Raw genomic sequence first — 17071 nt, forward strand, 5'->3', positions numbered from 1 at the left:
CGCCGACGCGCGCACGAGTCACAACACGTACCCGAGACCCGAGGACCCCCACGTGACAGCAGAGATCAGCCGTCGGAGCACGCTGAAGATCGCCGGTATCGCCGCGGGTGCGGCGGGCCTGGGCGTCGGGACGGGCGTGGCGGCGACGCCCGCCTCCGCGGCGGGCGGCGCCCTCGCGCACCCCGGTCTGCTCCACACCGGGGCGGACCTGGCCCGGATGGCGGCCAAGGTCAAGGCGGGCGCCCAGCCCTGCACCGCGGGCTTCGCCAGGCTGACCGCCAACCGGCACGCGCAGAGCGGCTGGAAGGCCAACCCGCAGGCGACCGTGGTCCGGGGCGGCACCGGCCAGAACTACGTGATCCTCTACAACGACATCCACGCCGCCTACCAGAACGGCCTGCGCCACCACGTCACCGGCGAGCCCGCGTACGCCGACACGGCCGTGGCGATCCTCAACGACTGGTCGGCGAAGCTCACTTCGCTGGCGGGCAACGCCGACCGCTTCCTGGCCGCCGGGCTGTACGGCTACCAGATCGCCAACGCCGCCGAACTCGTCCGCGACCACCCCGACTTCGAGCTCGACCGCTTCCAGGAGATGCTGAGCGGCGTCTTCGCCCCGCTCAGCGACGACTTCCTGGTCAGGCACAACGGCGCCGTCGTCACGAACTACTGGCCCAACTGGGACCTCGCCAACATGGCGTGCGTCCTGGCCACCGGCATCTTCTGCGACGACAGGGCCCAGGTCGCCCGCGCCGTCGACTACTTCAAGAACGGTGAGGGTCTGGGCGCCGTACGGAAGGCCATCCCGGTCGTGCACGACGACGGTCTCGCCGAATGGCTGGAGGCCGGCCGCGACCAGGGCCACGCGCTGCTCGGCGTCGGTCTGATGGGTACCTTCTGCGAGATGGCCTGGAACCAGGGCATCGACCTGTACGGCTACGACGACAACCGCTTCCTCAAGGGCGCCCAGTACGTGGCCAGGTGGAGCATGGGCGGCGAGGTGGCCTACACGGCGAACACCCGCGCGAAAGGTGCGATCAACGGCTGGTCCGGCAGGGAGACCGCGTCCACCGCGGCCGGCGTCGACCCGAACATGACGCGCCCCATCTGGGCCATGATCGCCAACCACTACACCAAGCGCCGGGGCCTCGACGCCTCCTACCTCACCCGCGCCGCGGCCAAGGCGGCCCCCGAGGGCGGTGGCGGCGACTACGGCCCCAACAGCGGCGGCTACGACCAGTTGGGCTTCGGCACCCTGGCGTTCACCCGGGACAGGGCCACGGCCGCCGAGGCGAGCGCGCCGCCGTCGGCGTCCACGGCCGCGTCCGGCTCCGGGTCCGGCGCCACCTCGAAGAAGGAGGCGTCGAAGAAGGGCGCGTCGTCCGCCTCCGCGAGCGCCCAGGGCGGCCGGGGCGAGGACCTGGCCGCGACCGGCACCTCCGACTTCCCTGCCTGGACCGCCGCGGGCGGAGTCGCGGCCCTCGCGGGCGGCCTGCTCCTGCTGCGCCGCCGCAACCGCGCCGACGGCCGCCCGGAGAGCTGACCGCTCGCTGCGGAGCACGTCCAGAAGCACGCCCCGGGGCACGCAACGTCCTCGCAACCTGTCGAGGCGTTGACTGCGGTCATGGATGCTGTCCCGCGCGTAGAGCTGACCCCCGCGGCCGCCGATCTCCTTCGGCGGCTGCGGGCGGCCCACGGCCCGTTGATGTTCCACCAGTCGGGCGGCTGCTGCGACGGCAGCGCCCCCATGTGCTACCCGGACGGCGAGTTCCGTACGGGAGACTCGGACGTCCTCCTCGCGGAGCTGACCGTCGACGGGGTCGACGAGGCGATCGGGTTCTGGATGTCCCGCAGCCAGTACGAGGTGTGGAGCCACACCCGGCTGACCGTCGACGTCGTACCGGGCAGGGGCAGTGGATTCTCCCTGGAAGCACCCGAAGGGGTGCGTTTTCTCATCCGTTCCCGCGTCGTCGGGGCCGAGCCGCCGCCCGACCGGTAGTCGTCTGGTGCACTTCCCCTGAGTCCTGGGACAGTTGACGAGACATCGGGGGCGCCGTGACGCGTCGTGCTGGACGATTCAGAACGGTACTGACGGTTCTGTCGGCGTGGAGTGTGCTGGCCGGCGTGGCCCTCGTGGGGGCGGCACCGGCCAGTGGCGCGCCCAGGGCCGTCGCCGTCGCGCCGGGCGTCGAGTACACCCACTTCGACATCCGGGCGGGCAGGGGCCTGACGCACGCCCATGTGCTGAGCGTCGACCTGCGCAACCGCCAGGTGGGCGTCGGGCTGCTGTACCCGGGGAAGGTGGCCGCGCGGGCGACCGTGTCCCGGCTGGCCACGTCGGCGGGTGCCGTGGCCGGGGTCAACGGCGACTTCTTCAACAACACCGAGACCCAGCACCCCGGTGTCGCGGCCACCGGGGCGCCGGTCGGGCCGGCCGTCGCCGGCGGGCACGCGCTCAAGGCCGCCGTACCGAAGGGCCAGCGCTTCGGCCCGGCCCTGCCGCCCGGCACGAGCACCAGGGACGTGCTGGGCGTCACCACCGACGGCACGGCCCGCCTGGACAGCCTCGCCCTGGACGGTTCCGTCACCACCCCCGAGGGCGATCTCCCGCTCCGCGGCCTCAACCAGTACGCCCTGCCCGTCGGTTCCGTGGGGGCGTTCACCCCGGACTGGGGCAGCGTCTCCCGGATGCGCGCCGTCTGCGGCACGGACACCGACCGGGCGGCGCCGTGCAGCACCGACACCCACGAGGTGCTGGTCGAGGACGGCCGCGTGGTCGGCTCGGCCGGTACCCCCGGCAGCGGCGCCATCGCGGCCGGCGCCACCGTCCTCGTCGGGCGCGAGGCGGGCGCCCAGCGGCTGCGCAGGCTCGCCCCCGGAGACTCGGTGGAGGTGCAGCACGTCCTCGTCGCCTCGACCGGAACCCCGTACGCCTTCGCGCTCGGCGGCTACCCGGTCCTGCGGGGCGGCCGGCCGCTCCCCGGCCTCGACGACACGACCTCGGCGGTACGCACCGCCGCGGGCATCGCCGACGGCGGCCACCGCCTCCTGCTCCTCGCCCTGGACGGCGCCGCGGCCTACCGGACCGGTCTCACCATCGCCGAAGTCGCTGACACGATGAAGGATTTGGGGTCCGCCGAGGCTTTCAACCTCGACGGCGGCGGCTCCTCCGCACTGGTCGCCCGCGCGCCCGGCGCGAGCGCGGTCACCGTCCGCAACCATCCGAGCGACGGGGCGGAACGGGCCGTGCCGAACGGCATCGGAGTCTTCACGAAAGCCTGAGCCTCACGGCTTCAGACTGCTCACGATGTCCGCCGTGGTCGTCAGGCCGTTGTGGATGGTCGGCGCCAGGCTCGTGCTGGCCATGTAGAAACCCAGCAGTACACAGACCGCGGCGTGCGAGAACTTCAGCGCGCCGTTGCGCATGAAGACCACCGTCAGGATCACGAGCAGCACCACCACAGAGATGGAAATGGCCATCGTCAACCTCCTCCGCCACGCCCACTTCGCGGCATTCGGCCGTAAGTGTGGCGTAACGGAGGGTTCGTCCGTGCGGCTGACATGGCCGCCGAACGAGTGGTGTCGGCCATGTCGCGCCTACACCGACCGGTGGGCGTCCAGAAACGCTGCGAGACCCGCGAGGTCGTCCGTGTTGAGGTGGTCGACGTCGGCCGCGATCAACTCTCCCCACAGCGCGTCCCGCGCCGGGCCCGCCGGATCGGGCGTCGCCCAGAACCGCACCGCCTGCCCGCGCCCGTGGGCCGTCGAGACGGTCGTGCGCAGCTTGGCGCGCTCGGCCCGGGGGATCGGACCGACGCCCTGCCAGGTGAAGTTGAGCGTCCAGTTGTCGGAGATCAGCGGGATGAAGGAGGCGGGCGCGGGCTTCGCGCTCGCGAGGTCGGTGAGCCGTCCGTCGTAGAAGGCGCGCCGCACGGTCTGCGCCTCCATGGGTACCCGGGCGGCCCGGTCCCCGGAGATCACGGCCGTGACCGCGCCCGGGTACACGCGGCCGTGCGCGTAGGTCGTGAACAGGTGCCGGTGGCGCCGCAGATGACGGTCGAGTGCGAGGTACGTCGACGCACCCTCGGTCTTGATGTCGATGAGCAGCCGGAGCGGTTGGCGGTAGCCCCGGTACACCGAGCCGTGGTGAGCGCGGACGCGGCGGCGAGCGGGTCGAGGTAGAGGGATTCCAGGGTGCGGGTGGGGTCGAGACCCGCCGGGTCGTGGGCGACGAGGAGTTGGTCGCCGACGAGGAAGACGTCCGCCTCGACGCTGCCGAAGCGGTGGTCGAGGGCGTCGAGGAGGGGGCGGGGGTGCTCGTAGTCGTTGTGCGCGTGGGCCCGCCACAACGGGCGCGGGCGGTGCTTCCGTTCGCCGGCCGCCGCGCTGGTGGCGGGCAGGGCGACCGCACCCGCGAGGACGGCGCCGAGGGTGGTGAGGGCTCTGCGACGGGTGGTGAGGGCCATGCTCTGCCTCCCGGGTGGGGCCGGTAGCGGACCCTGCGAGTATGCGAGCCGGAAGGGGCCGATGAGCAGGGCCGTGCGGGGAGTTGGCCGGACCGCCGTCGTACGTTCACCCGTGCTCACCTGGACCGCACTGCGCACACGGGAAAGCCCGCCCCAGGTGGGGCGGGCTGTCTCGGCTGTTCGTCGGGTGTGCCTGCGGTACGTCAGGGGGCCTGGAGGCCGACCAGTTCGGCCAGCGCCGCCCGGTGGGCGCCCGCCGTGCCGTACGCGATGGAGTCGGCCTTCGCCCGCTTCAGGTACAGGTGGACCGGGTGCTCCCAGGTCATGCCGATCCCACCGTGCAGTTGCAGCGCCTCCTCGGCCGCGTGGACGGCCACGGGCGCCGCGAAGGCCTGGGCGACGGCCACCGCGAGGTCGGCGTCGTCGCTGCCCGTGGCGAGCTGGTCGGCCGCGTTCCGGGCGGCCGCCCGCAGGTTGACGACCTCCAGCCACAGCTGTGCGAGGCGGTGCTTGAGCGCCTGGAAGCCGCCGACGGGCCGGTTGAACTGCTTGCGTTCCTTGAGGTAGCGGACCGTCTCGGTCAACGTCCACTCCGCGAGGCCGAGTTGCTCGGACGCCAGCAGCCCGGCCCCGGCACGCAGGGCCCGGCGTACGGCGGGTTCGGCGTCGCCGAGGAGCCGGCCCGGCGCCCCGTCGAGGACCACCTTCGCCAACGGCCGGGTCAGGTCCAGGGACACCTGCGGAGTGACGGTCACGGCGGAGGCGTCGACCGCGTACAGGCCCCCGTCGTCGGCGGGCACCAGCAGCACATCGGCGACGGCGGCGTCCGCGATGCCGGTCAACTCCCCGTGCAGGGCGCCGCCTTCGTACCGTACGACCTTGTAGGCGCTGCCTGCGGGAACGCTCAGCGAGACCGCCAGGGCGCCGATCGTCGTCGCGGACGCGAGCTGGGAGAGGAGGTCGTCGGCCCCGCACTCCAGCAGAGCCTCGGTGGCGACGACCGCGCTGGTCAGATAGGGGACCGGTGCGACCGCACGCCCCAACTCCTCCAGCACTACGGCCACTTCGCGATGGGTGGCGCCCTGACCTTCCAGCTCCTCCGGCACGAGCAGGCCTGCGAGGCCCATTCCTCCTGCGAGGGCCTTCCACGTCGCGATGTCGTGCGGGGCGTCCGACTCTGCGCGTGCGATCACGCCCGCCGCGTCGCAGTGGTCGGCCAGCAGGTCGCGGACGGCCTCGCGGAGGGCTTCCTCCTCCTCCGAGTACAGCAGGTCGGTCATCGGGCGAGGTCCTTCCAGGCGACGTCCTTGTCGGTGCGCGGCTCGCTGGGCAGGCCCAGGACGCGCTCGGCGACGATGTTCAGCAGGACCTCGGTGGTCCCGCCCTCGATGCTGTTGCCCTTGGAGCGGAGGTAGCGGTAGCCGGCGTCACGACCGACGAAGTCGACCAGCTCGGGGCGCCGCATGGTCCAGTCGTCGTACAACAGACCTTCCTCGCCCCGGAGTTCGACCTCAAGGCCGCTGATCTCCTGGTTGAGGCGGGCGAAGGCGAGCTTCATGCCGGCGCCCTCGGGGCCGGGCTGTCCGGCGACGAGCTGCTGACGCAGCCGCTCGGCGGTGAGCCGAGCGGCCTCGGCCTCGACCCAGAGCTTCAGCAGCCGCTGGTGGAGGTCGTGGGTACGCAGTTCGGGGCGCTCGCGCCAGGTCCTGGCGACCGGGCCGATCATGCCGCCCTCACGCGGCAGCCGCATACCGCCGATGGCGACGCGCTCGTTGTTCAGCGTGGTCTGCGCGACCTTCCAGCCGTCGCCGACCTCGCCGAGGCGGCGCGCGTCCGGGATGCGGACGTCGGTGATGAACACCTCGTTGAACTCGGCCTCGCCGGTGACCTGGCGCAGCGGCCGGACCTCGACGCCGGGGTCGGTCATGTCGCAGATGAAGTACGTGATGCCCCGGTGCTTGGGCACGTCCGGGTCGGTGCGGGCGATGAGGATGGCCCAGCGGGCGACGTGCGCGCTGGACGTCCACACCTTCTGCCCGTTGACCACCCACTCGTCGCCCTCCCGGACCGCTCGGGTCCCGAGCGCGGCGAGGTCGGAGCCGGCGCCGGGCTCGCTGAAGAGCTGGCACCAGACCTCCTCGCCCGTCCACAGCGGCCGCAGGTACTGCCGCTTCTGCTCCTGGGTGCCGTAGGCGAGGATCGTCGGCGCGGCCATGCCCAGGCCGATGCCGATGCGTCGCGGATCGTTGTCTGGGGCGCCTTCCGCCTCCAGGTCCGCGTCCACCACGGCCTGGAGGGAGCGCGGGGCGCCGAGCCCGCCGAGGCCCTCGGGGTAGTGCACCCAGGCGAGCCCGGCGTCGAAGCGGGCGCGCAGGAAGTCCAGGCGGTCGGTGGTGGCGGGCGGGTACGCGGCCAGCAACTCGGCCGTGCGGCGCCTGAGGTCGGCTGCGTCGGTCATGCGGCGGCTCCGTTCTCCAGCGAGGGCACCACGACGACCCGGCCGGTGGTGACGCCGTCCGCGACGCGCTGCACGGCGGCCGCGGCCCCGCCGAGCGGCGTGCGCTCGCTCACCAGCGGCTTGACGACGCCCCGGGCCGCCAGCTCGGTGAGCTGCTCGTGGCAGTGCTGGACCAGCTTCGGGTTCTTGGTGTTGTACAGACCCCAGTGCAGGCCGAGGATCGAGTAGTTCTTGACGAGGGCGTGGTTGAGGCCGGGGCTGGGGATCGTCCCGCCGGCGAAGCCGACGACCACGATGCGTCCCTCGAAGGCGACGACCTTGGTCGACTGCGTGTAGGCCTCGCCGCCCACGGGGTCGTAGATCACGTCCGCGCCCCGGCCTCCGGTGGCTTCCTTCACGGCGGAGACGACGTCCTCGCTCCGCCGGTCGACCACCACGTCACAGCCCAGCTCCCGGGCCACGACGGCCTTCTCGGCGCCGCCGACGACGCCGATGACCGTCGCCCCGGCCGCCTTGCCGAGCTGCACGGCCGCGCTGCCGACCCCTCCCGCGGCGGCGTGGACGAGCAGGGTCTCCCCCGCTTCGAGGCGGGCCCGGCGGTGGAGGCCGAACCAGCCCGTCTGGTAACCGATGTGCAGGGCCGCGACCTCGGCGTCGTCCAGCGCCTCGGGCGCGGGCAGCAGCGCGGCGGCGTCCGCGACCGCGTACTCGGCGAGGCCGCCGTACGGCAGCGCCGGGTTGGCGATGACCCGGCGGCCGTCCTCGGTCTCACCGCAGATCTCCACGCCCGGGGTGAACGGGAGCGGAGGCCTGACCTGGTAGTGGCCCCGGCACATCAGGACATCGGGGAAGTTGATGTTCGCGGCGCGCACCTTCAGCAGGACCTGGCCGTCACCGGGCGTGGGCCGCTCCACGTCCTGGAGCCGCATCACCTCGCTCGGCTCGCCGTTCTCGTGCACTTGCCATGCCTGCATGCGGTGCCTCCACGGACTGCTTCGGACTGCTTCGTCTGACCGGGGTCGACTGTCGCATGCATACTAAGCGGTCGCTTGCCCTCCGAGGAACAGCCCGGGCGCAGTAGCGTGCGTCACGAACGCGCGGGCCTGGCCCGTACGTGCATCCGCTCCCCCTGCGGCCCGAACAGGCTGAGGAACTCCACCGGCCCCTCCCCCGTCGAGCCGAACCAGTGCGGGACCCGGGTGTCGAACTCGGCGGCCTCCCCGGCGACCATCACCACATCGTGTTCGCCGAGCACGACACGCAGTTTCCCGGACATGACATACAGCCATTCGTAGCCCTCGTGGGTGCGCGGCTCCGGCTCCTGCCGCGACTGGGGCACGAGGACCTTGAAGGCCTGGAGGCCGCCCGGCTGCCGGGTGAGCGGCCAGTACGTCCGGCCGTGCCGCTGGATCGGCTTCGACCGCACCCGCGGGTCGCCGACCGGCGGCTCCCCGATCAGCTCGTCCAACGGCACCTGGTGGGCCCGCGCGATCGGCAGCAGCAGCTCCAGGCTGGGCTTGCGCAGCCCCGACTCCAGCCGTGACAGCGTGCTCACCGAGATACCGGTCGCCTCCGACAGCCCGGCGAGCGTCGCCTCGCGCTCCTTCCGGATCCGTCGCAATCGCGGCCCGACTCCGGCGAGGACCTCGTCCGTGCCGCTCGCCCTCTCACTCGTGTCACTCATCCCACTATTGCAGTTTCGGCAAAGGCGTTTGTCAATGCGGCCGTGTTCGGGCGACCGTCGTCGTGGAGGTGGTCACCATGACCGAGCAGTACGAAGTGATCGTCATCGGCGGCGGCGCGGCGGGGCTCTCCGCAGCCCTGGTCCTGGGCCGGGCCCGGCGGCGCACACTGGTCGTCGACGCCGGCGAACCCCGCAACGCGCCCGCCGCGCACATGCAGGGCTTTCTCTCCCGGGACGGGATGCCGCCGGCGGAGTTCCTGGCCGTGGGCCGGGAGGAGATCGCCCGCTACGGCGTCGACCTGGTCCGGGGCAGGGCGGTGGACGTGACCCGGGGCGATGACGGCCGGAGCTTCACCGTGACGCTCGCCGACGGCCGGTCCCCGCGGGCCCGGCGCCTCGTCGTCGCCACCGGCCTGAAGGACGAGCTCCCGACCGTCCCCGGCGTGGCCGAGCGCTTCGGCCGGGATGTCCTGCACTGCCCCTACTGCCACGGCTGGGAGGTCCGCGACCAGCCCTTCGGCGTCCTCGCCACGACTCCGATGAGCGTCCACCAGGCCCTGATGGTCTCCCAGTGGTCCAAGGACGTGACCCTCTTCCTCCACGAGGTCCCCGAGACCGACCTCTCCGACGACGACCTGCGCCGCCTGGCCGCCGCCGGGGTCTCGGTGGTCCCCGGCGAGGTCGAGAGCCTGGTCGTCACCGAGGACCGCCTCACCGGGGTCCGGCTCACCGACGGCACGGTCTGCGACCGCTCGGTCCTGTTCACGGCCCCCCGCCCGATCCCGCGGACCAGCCTGCTGGAGAAGCTGGGCGCCGACCTGAACGAGACGCCGTTCGGCGCGTACCCCACGGTCGACCCGACCGGCCTGACCTCGGTTCCCGGCGTCTGGGCCGTCGGCAACGCGATGGGCTTCTCGGAGCAGGTGGTCAACGCGGCGTCGTCCGGCTACCGGGCGGGCGCCACGATCAATGGGGAACTGCTGATGACGGACTTGGACACAGCGTGATCGCTCGGCCCGCAGGGCCGTCCGGGGGCACGGGGAACCGCGCGACAGGCCACGACGCACCCGCACCCGCCCGTCCAGCCGCATCCCCGACCCAATAGGCGCCCGGCAGAACTCCGTAGGACCATGGCTGCATGCTCTTCGCCCGGCTCGCCCGCGTGTCGCAAGAGGTCGCCGCCACCTCGGCCCGGTCCCGGAAGACCGCCCTGCTCGCCGAACTGTTCGCCGACGCCGACGCCGGCGACGTACCGATCGTCATCCCCTATCTCGCGGGCCGGCTGCCCCAGGGCCGCCTGGGCGTCGGCTGGAAGGTCCTCGACCAGCACATCCCGCCGGCCACCACTCCCACCCTCACCGTCCGCGAGGTGGACGCCCGCCTCACGGCGATCGGTACTGCCACCGGCCCCGGTTCGCAGGCCGAACGCAGGCGCCTGGTCGGCGAGTTGCTGGCGGCGGCCACCGAGGACGAACAGCGGTACCTGTTCGGGCTGCTCACCGGTGAGGTCCGGCAGGGCGCGCTGGACGCGGTGGCCATCGACGGGCTGGCCGGGGCCACCGGGGCGCCCGCCGCCGAGGTACGGCGGGCCGTGATGCTCGCCGGCTCGCTCCGGACGGTGGCGCAGGCGCTGCTGACTGAGGGGCCGTCGGCTCTCGCGGGGTTCCGGCTCACCGTCGGGCAGCCCGTCCTGCCGATGCTGGCGCACAGCGCGTCCTCCGTCGCCCAGGCCGTGGCGAAGCTGAGCGTGTGCGCGGTGGAGGAGAAGCTGGACGGCATCCGTGTCCAGGTCCACCGCGACGGCGGCGACGTACGGCTGTACACCCGCACCCTGGACGACATGACCGACCGGTTGCCCGAACTCACCACTGCCGCACTGGAGTTGAAGGGCGAGCGGTTCATCCTGGACGGGGAGGTGATCGCGTTCGACGAGACCGGGCGGCCACGTTCCTTCCAGGAGACGGCGGGGCGGGTCGGCTCGCGGCTGGACGTGGCGACGGCGGCCCGGCAGGTGCCCGTCGCGCCGGTCTTCTTCGACGCGCTGTCCGTGGACGGCCAGGACCTCCTCGACCTGCCCCTCACCGACCGCCACGCCGTACTGGCCCGCCTCGTCCCGGAGCCCATGCGGGTACGGCGCACCCTCGTGGCCGGTCCCGGCGACCTGCCCGAGGCGGAGCGCTTCCTCGCCGACACCCTGGAACGCGGCCACGAAGGTGTCGTGCTGAAGGCCCTCGACGCCCCCTACAGCGCGGGCCGGCGCGGGGCGTCCTGGCTGAAGGTCAAGCCGGTGCACACCCTCGATCTGGTGGTCCTGGCCGCCGAGTGGGGCCACGGCCGCCGCACGGGCAGGCTCTCCAACCTCCATCTCGGAGCCCGCACCGCCGACGGCTCCTTCGCCATGCTCGGCAAGACCTTCAAGGGCATGACCGACGCGCTGCTGGCCTGGCAGACAGAACGGCTGACGGGCCTGGCCGTGGAGGAGCACGGCTGGGGCGTCACCGTACGCCCCGAACTCGTCGTCGAGATCGCCTACGACGGCCTGCAGCGCTCGACCCGTTACCCGGCCGGCGTCACCCTCCGTTTCGCCCGTGTGATCCGCTATCGCGAGGACAAGACCCCGGCGGAAGCCGATACGGTCGAGACCCTGCTCGCCGCACACCCCGAGGTGACTCGTTGACCACACCCAAGCGCAGCGCCGGCCTCCTGCTGCACCGCCGCACCGAGCACGGCGTCGAGGTCCTGCTCGGCCATATGGGCGGCCCGCTCTTCGCGCACAAGGACGCGGGGGCCTGGAGCGTGCCCAAGGGCGAGTACCAACCGGACGAGCCCGCCTGGGACGCGGCCCGCCGGGAGTTCCAGGAGGAACTGGGGCTGGCGCCGCCGGACGGCGAGGCCGTACCGCTGGGCGAGGTGCGGCAGAGGAACGGCAAGATCGTCACGGCCTGGGCGATCGAGGCGGACCTCGACCCGGCGACCGTCGTGCCGGGGACCTTTCGCATGGAGTGGCCGCCGAGGTCGGGGCGGATCCAGGAGTTCCCGGAGCTGGACCGCGTGGAGTGGCTCACCGTCGAACGGGCCCGTGCCGTGCTCGTACCGGCGCAGGCGATGTTTCTCGACCGTCTTCTGGAGCACTCGGACTGAGTCCGCGTTGCGGCGTAGCCAATCGCGCGGGAAGGTCGAAGGACAGCCCACGCAGGAGGCCGGCCATGCCCATCGCCACGGTCAACCCGGCGAACGGCGAGACGCTCAAGACCTACGACGCCCTGGGCGAGGAGGAGATCGAGCGTCGCCTCGCCACCGCCGACACCACGTTCCGCACGTACCGGACGACGTCTTTCGCGGAACGCGCCCGGCTGATGCGCAGGGCCGCCGAGCTCCTCGACGAGGACACCGAGGACGTCGCCCGGGTGATGACCACCGAGATGGGCAAGCCGGTCAGGCAGGCCCGCGCCGAGGCCGCCAAGTGCGCGAAGGCGATGCGGTGGTACGCCGACCACGCCGAGGTGCTGCTCACCGACGTGGAGCCGTCAGACGCGGATGTGAAGGACTCGGGCGCGTCCCGCGTCCTGGTCCGCTACCGGCCGCTCGGCCCGGTGCTCGCCGTGATGCCGTGGAACTTCCCGCTCTGGCAGGTGATCCGCTTCGCCGCGCCCGCCCTGATGGCCGGCAACGTGGGCCTGCTCAAGCACGCCTCCAACGTCCCGCAGACCGCGCTCTACCTGGAAGATCTCTTCCACCGGGCGGGATTCCCCGAGGGCTGCTTCCAGACGCTGCTGGTCGGTTCCGGCGCCGTCGAGGACATCCTGCGCGACCCGCGGGTGAAGGCCGCCACCCTCACCGGCAGCGAGCCCGCCGGCCGGGCCGTCGCCTCGGTCGCCGGGGACGAGGTCAAGAAGACGGTCCTGGAGCTGGGCGGCAGCGACCCGTACGTCGTGCTGCCGTCCGCCGACATCGACCGGGCCGCCGAGATCGCCGTCACCGCCCGGGTGCAGAACGCCGGGCAGTCGTGCATCGCCGCCAAGCGGTTCATCGTGCACGCCGACGTGTACGACGCCTTCACCGAGCGGTTCGTCGAGGCCATGAAGGCGCTGAAGGTCGGAGACCCGCTCGACGAGGACACCGACGTCGGCCCGCTCTCCGGCGAGCGGGGCCGCGAGGACCTGGAGGAGCTGGTCGACGAGGCCGTGGAGAGCGGCGCCACCGTCCTGTGCGGCGCCGAACGCCCCGACGGGCCGGGCTGGTTCTACCCGCCGACCGTCCTCGCCGACATCACCCCCGAGATGCGCGTCCACCAGGAGGAGACCTTCGGCCCGGTCGCCACGCTGTACCGGGTCGCCGACCTCGACGAAGCGATCGCGATCGCCAACGACACGCCCTTCGGACTCAGCTCCAACGTGTGGACACGGGACGCCGCCGAGGTCGAACGCCTCGTCCGGGACCTCGACGCCGGCGCCGTCTACGTCAACGGGATGACGGCCTCCCACCCGGCGTTCCCGTTCGGCGGGGTCAAGCGCTCCGGATACGGGCGTGAGCTGTCCGGACACGGAATCCGGGAGTTCTGCAACATCACCACCGTGTGGCACGGGGCGTGAGCGTTCCGCGGCTACCATCCCCGTTGTGAACCGCGAAGTGACTCTGCCTCTGATCGTCGACGACCGCGGGACCCTGCAGGTGTCTGCGGCCGATGTGAGCAAGCTGCTGCGGACGGTGGGCGGCCGGTGGCTGCACCTGGTCGAGGCGGGTGAGGAACTCGACGAGGACACGGTGGCGGCGCTCACGATCGAGCTGGCGAAGCTGGCGGACCGGATCGACGTGGCGTGCATCGCCCACAGCAGTGGGGCGGCCTCCGGCTAGGGCGCCGCTCCCGGGCCGGTCGTAGGTCGGCTGCGGGTCGTCCGTGGCTGATCGCGCCCACGCGGAGGTAGCCGCATGTCCAACAGTGCCCCGCGCCCCTAACGGGGCGCGAGTGTGTGCCAGAACATCGATTCGTAGCTCTGCAGCAGGCGGCCGTGTCGGGCGACGAGGTGCTCGTCGATCCGGCCCGCGTCCCATCCCGTCTGCACCGCCGTCCTCGCCCTCTCCTCCAGCTCCGGCGACGGCTCGGCGAAGAGGTCGAAGAACGCGCAGGCCTCGTCGGTGAAGGCGTAGTGATGGCGGAGGGCCTTCGCGATCGCCGCGCAATAGCCGCCCCAGGAGGCGAAGTTGGCGCTCAGGGCGAGTACCACATCGGCCGGGGACGCGGTCAGGGCGAGACGGGCGACGTAGGACGGGTAGGCCTGGCAGCCGGGTAGGGGCTCGTACGCCGCGGCCCGCCCGCCGTCCACGCCGCATGCCTCGGCGTACGCCCCGAGCCGCTCCGCCGCCACCGCCTCCCCCTCCGCGAGCATCTCGAAGAAGGGGGCGCCGGCCGGTTCCTCGGTCGCCGCCCGCTCGGCCAGATGGCGGAAGGAACGCAGGTCGGCGGCGATGACGAGACGCTGTTCCAAGGCCAGCGCGGCGAGGGTGTCGAGGCCGACCGCACCGGAGGCGATCAAGGGCAGCAGAGGGTTGGCGTCGGGGGCCGGGGCGAGTTTCGCCGTGGTGCTCTCCAGCAGTCGTACGGCCGTGCGCGTCATCGGGGGCTCCCGTCGGTTCACTGGTGTCGCCGCTGATCAGGCGCCCCCGGCAGGGGCGCGAGGAACTGCGCGAGCAACCGTGACGCTCCCGCAGTCCGGATCGCACGACACCCCCACGGCGCTACCGAATGGGCATCCCCGACAAGGTCCGCGCGATCACGAGTCGCTGAACCTCACTCGTACCCTCGAAGATGGTGTAGATAGCGGCATCCCGGTGCATTCGCTCCACGGGGTACTCACGGGTGTACCCGTTGCCGCCCAGTATCTGAATGGCCTGAGCCGTGACCTTCTTCGCCGTCTCGCTCGCGAAGAGCTTCGACTGGGACCCCTCGGCCGCCGTGAACGGCCTGCCGTTGATCGCCATCCAGGACGCCCGCCACACCAGCAGCCGCGCCGCGTCCACGGACGTCCGCATGTCCGCGAGCTGGAAGGCGACGCCCTGGTTGTCGATGATGGGCCGGCCGAACTGCTCGCGGGTCTTGGCGTAGTCGAGGGCGACCTCGTACGCGGCGCGGGCGGTGCCCACCGCCATGGCGCCCACGGCCGGGCGGGACGCCTCGAACGTGGCCATCGCCGCGTTCTTCACCCGCTCACCGCCGGCCTTCGCCCGCTCGCGGGCCCGCGCCAGACGCTCGTCGAGCTTCTCCTTGCCGCCGAGGAGGCAGGAACCGGGGATGCGTACGTCCTCCAGGACGACCTCGGCGGTGTGGGAGGCGCGGATGCCGTGCTTCTTGAACTTCTGGCCCTGGGACAGGCCGGGCGTCTTCGGCGGGACGATGAAGGACGCGTGGCCCTTGGAGCCCAGCTCGGGGTCGACCACGGCGACGACGACGTGGACGTTGGCGATGCCGCCGTTGGTCGCCCAGGTCTTCGTGCCGTTGAGGACCCACTCGTCCTTGGCCTCGTCGTACACGGCACGGGTGCGCATGGAGGCCACGTCGGAACCGGCGTCGGGCTCGGAGGAGCAGAACGCGGCGACCTTGACATCGTTGGCGTCGCCGTACATCTGGGGGATCCAGGTGCCGATCTGCTCCTCGGTGCCGTTGGCGAGGACGCCCACGGCGGCGAGGCCGGTGCCGACGATGGAGAGGGCGATGCCCGCGTCACCCCAGAACAGCTCCTCCATCGCCATGGGAATACCGAGGCCGGTGGGGTCGAAGTACTGCTGGGCGTAGAAGTCGAGGGAGTAGATGCCGACCTTGGCGGCCTCCTGGATCACCGGCCAGGGGGTCTCCTCGCGCTCGTCCCACTCGGCGGCCGCGGGGCGGATCACATCGGCGGCGAATCCGTGGAGCCAGTCGCGAACCTCTCGCTGTTCCTCGTTGAGTTCCATGGTGAACTCGGCCATGACGCGCCTCCAGCACTGCACTAAGATGTTACCTGCGGTAACGCGAGTCTGTTACCGGTCGGTAGGAAAAGTCAACTCCCGCGTCGGGCTCGGTAGCCCGTTCGATCGGGCCGTGCCCATCAGTGCTAGTTTGCGCAAGGCGTCACTGTCATCAGCATTTGGGGGAGAGACTCATGGACACCACGCAGCGGAGCGACCAGGAGCGGTCCGCCGATCGCCGTCGGCGCGAGCTGCTGGAGGCCGCTGACAGGGTGGTGCTCCGTGACGGCCCCGGAGCGTCGATGAACGCCATCGCCGCCGAGGCCGGCATCACGAAGCCGATTCTCTACCGCCACTTCGGCGACAAGGGCGGACTCTACGCCGCTCTCGCCCAGCGGCACACCGACGCACTCCTCGACTCCCTGCGGGCCGCGTTGGACGCCCCGGCGGAGCGGCGTGAACGCGTCGAGGCGACCCTCGACACCTATCTGACGGCCATCGAGGCCCGTCCCCAGGTGTACCGCTTCCTCATGCACCCCGCCGAGGTCGGCCAGCCCGGCGAGCAGCCCGGCGACCAGGGCTTCGACGTCGGCAAGCACTCGGCCCCCCTCCTGCGCCGCATGGGCGAGGAACTCGGCAAGGTCATAGAGGACCGCCTCGACCTCGGCCCCGACAGCCACCGGCTCGCCCGCGTCTGGGGCCACGGCATCGTAGGCATGATGCACGCGGCGGGAGACTGGTGGCTGGGCGAACGCCCCTGCACACGAGCAGAGTTGGTCCACTGCCTGGCAGACCTGCTGTGGGGCCGCCTGGCAGCGGCGGGCGACAAGGTGGGCGGCCCGGGTTTCTGAGGGTTCCTTTTCGGTCGATTCGGGGATCAGCGCCCCGCCAAGGGGCGCGGACCCGCGCGAACGGCCGGGCGAACCGCACCCGCCCACGACCTCACCGCCCCCACGCCGCCTTCGCGGCCTTCCGCATCACCCGGGAACGACGCCACCCCGAAAGCCGGTCCACATACACCCGGCCCTCCAGGTGGTCACACTCGTGCTGAAGGCACCGCGCGAAGAACCCGCTCCCCCACACCCGCACCCGGTCCCCGTCCACCGTGAACCCCTCCACCACGGCCTCGTCGTACCGCTCCACCCCCGCCTCCAGCCCGGGCAGCGACAGACACCCCTCTGGCCCACGGAGTACGATCCCCTCCGTCGAGACGAGCCGGGGATTCACCACATGGCCGAGATGCCGCACATCCTCGTCGTCGGGACAGTCGTACACGAACACCCGAAGCCCCCGACCCACCTGGTTCGCCGCGAGCCCCACCCCCCGCGCCTCGTACATCGTCGCGAACATGTCCTCCACGAGTCGCGCCAGTTCGGGCCCGAACTCCGTCACCTCTTCACAGGGTGCCTGCAATACGGGGTCCCCGAGCAGTGTCATGGGGAGAACGCGCCCTCGGGCGCCGGGAATCGAGCCGCTTCGCATGGCCGCAAGAGTACGTTCAGACCCGATATCGCCGGTCCC

17 protein-coding genes and 1 pseudogene are annotated in these 17071 nt (G+C 72.0%); 9 read left to right on the forward strand and 9 right to left on the reverse strand.

Translation table 11 applies throughout. The features are described 5' to 3' along the window. Positions 1-52: 52 nt before the first annotated feature. The 3 genes from OG858_RS06510 to OG858_RS06520 all read left to right on the forward strand — a co-directional run bounded on the left by OG858_RS06510 (position 53) and on the right by OG858_RS06520 (position 3282). Positions 53-1543 carry an alginate lyase family protein gene (locus OG858_RS06510; protein WP_319317564.1) on the forward strand — a complete coding sequence of 497 codons (1491 nt, stop codon included), beginning with the start codon at positions 53-55 and terminating at the stop codon, positions 1541-1543. An 81-nt stretch (positions 1544-1624) separates the two neighbouring features. Further along, a complete protein-coding gene (locus OG858_RS06515) occupies positions 1625-1999 on the forward strand; it encodes a DUF779 domain-containing protein (RefSeq protein WP_086747796.1) in 375 nt (124 codons plus the stop codon). A 113-nt stretch (positions 2000-2112) separates the two neighbouring features. Beyond that, entirely contained in the window at positions 2113-3282 is a 1170-nt protein-coding gene (locus OG858_RS06520; protein ID WP_086747797.1) for a phosphodiester glycosidase family protein, read from the forward strand. Between the two features lie 3 nt (positions 3283-3285). On the opposite strand, the gene OG858_RS06525 is transcribed toward OG858_RS06520, so the two are convergent. From OG858_RS06525 to OG858_RS06550, 6 genes and pseudogenes are all read right to left on the reverse strand, one after another. After that, positions 3286-3480, reverse strand: coding sequence for a hypothetical protein (locus OG858_RS06525; RefSeq protein WP_086747798.1), 195 nt, complete (start codon positions 3478-3480; stop codon positions 3286-3288). 117 nt (positions 3481-3597) lie between these two features. Continuing rightward, positions 3598-4466 (reverse strand): annotated as a pseudogene (locus tag OG858_RS06530) (phosphatidylinositol-specific phospholipase C/glycerophosphodiester phosphodiesterase family protein). 203 nt (positions 4467-4669) lie between these two features. Further along, the gene (locus OG858_RS06535) at positions 4670-5746 is read right to left on the reverse strand and encodes an acyl-CoA dehydrogenase family protein (protein ID WP_086747800.1); all 1077 of its coding nucleotides are present in this window, start codon (positions 5744-5746) and stop codon (positions 4670-4672) included. Then, positions 5743-6924: an acyl-CoA dehydrogenase family protein gene (locus OG858_RS06540; protein WP_319068520.1), complete on the reverse strand. Its 1182-nt coding sequence runs from the start codon at positions 6922-6924 to the stop codon at positions 5743-5745. The genes OG858_RS06535 and OG858_RS06540 overlap by 4 nt, the downstream gene beginning before the upstream one ends. Continuing rightward, positions 6921-7898 (reverse strand): NADPH:quinone oxidoreductase family protein, encoded by a 978-nt coding sequence (locus OG858_RS06545; protein WP_319068521.1) that lies wholly within the window; start codon positions 7896-7898, stop codon positions 6921-6923. The genes OG858_RS06540 and OG858_RS06545 overlap by 4 nt, the downstream gene beginning before the upstream one ends. Before the next feature lie 113 nt (positions 7899-8011). After that, positions 8012-8608: a helix-turn-helix domain-containing protein gene (locus OG858_RS06550; protein ID WP_086747569.1), complete on the reverse strand. Its 597-nt coding sequence runs from the start codon at positions 8606-8608 to the stop codon at positions 8012-8014. Between the two features lie 77 nt (positions 8609-8685). On the opposite strand from OG858_RS06550, the gene OG858_RS06555 reads away from it, so the two are divergent. The 5 genes from OG858_RS06555 to OG858_RS06575 all read left to right on the forward strand — a co-directional run bounded on the left by OG858_RS06555 (position 8686) and on the right by OG858_RS06575 (position 13462). Further along, positions 8686-9615 (forward strand): NAD(P)/FAD-dependent oxidoreductase, encoded by a 930-nt coding sequence (locus tag OG858_RS06555; RefSeq protein ID WP_086747574.1) that lies wholly within the window; start codon positions 8686-8688, stop codon positions 9613-9615. Positions 9616-9746: 131 nt separating this feature from the next. Then, entirely contained in the window at positions 9747-11285 is a 1539-nt protein-coding gene (locus OG858_RS06560) for an ATP-dependent DNA ligase (protein ID WP_319265786.1), read from the forward strand. Continuing rightward, a complete protein-coding gene (locus OG858_RS06565) occupies positions 11282-11749 on the forward strand; it encodes an NUDIX domain-containing protein (RefSeq protein WP_086747571.1) in 468 nt (155 codons plus the stop codon). The genes OG858_RS06560 and OG858_RS06565 overlap by 4 nt, the downstream gene beginning before the upstream one ends. Positions 11750-11814: 65 nt before the next feature. Then, positions 11815-13200, forward strand: coding sequence for an NADP-dependent succinic semialdehyde dehydrogenase (locus OG858_RS06570; protein ID WP_086747572.1), 1386 nt, complete (start codon positions 11815-11817; stop codon positions 13198-13200). A gap of 25 nt (positions 13201-13225) precedes the next feature. Continuing rightward, positions 13226-13462, forward strand: a complete 237-nt coding sequence (locus tag OG858_RS06575; protein WP_037704958.1) for a DUF6213 family protein — start codon at positions 13226-13228, stop codon at positions 13460-13462. A gap of 98 nt (positions 13463-13560) precedes the next feature. Here the strand turns inward: OG858_RS06575 and OG858_RS06580 are convergent, their stop codons facing one another. After that, positions 13561-14223 carry a thiaminase II/PqqC family protein gene (locus tag OG858_RS06580; protein ID WP_328545053.1) on the reverse strand — a complete coding sequence of 221 codons (663 nt, stop codon included), beginning with the start codon at positions 14221-14223 and terminating at the stop codon, positions 13561-13563. Between the two features lie 121 nt (positions 14224-14344). Continuing rightward, positions 14345-15571, reverse strand: a complete 1227-nt coding sequence (locus tag OG858_RS06585) for an acyl-CoA dehydrogenase family protein (RefSeq protein ID WP_327723471.1) — start codon at positions 15569-15571, stop codon at positions 14345-14347. 173 nt (positions 15572-15744) lie between these two features. Between OG858_RS06585 and OG858_RS06590 the strand changes: the two genes are divergently transcribed. Next, positions 15745-16401 (forward strand): TetR family transcriptional regulator, encoded by a 657-nt coding sequence (locus tag OG858_RS06590; protein ID WP_037704955.1) that lies wholly within the window; start codon positions 15745-15747, stop codon positions 16399-16401. A 91-nt stretch (positions 16402-16492) separates the two neighbouring features. Here OG858_RS06590 and def read toward each other — a convergent pair whose 3' ends face one another. After that, positions 16493-17032, reverse strand: coding sequence for a peptide deformylase (gene def / locus OG858_RS06595; RefSeq protein ID WP_173531538.1), 540 nt, complete (start codon positions 17030-17032; stop codon positions 16493-16495). Positions 17033-17071 lie beyond the last annotated feature (39 nt).

Origin of the sequence: Streptomyces europaeiscabiei, assembly GCF_036346855.1 — a bacterium.
Taxonomy (GTDB): domain Bacteria; phylum Actinomycetota; class Actinomycetes; order Streptomycetales; family Streptomycetaceae; genus Streptomyces; species Streptomyces europaeiscabiei.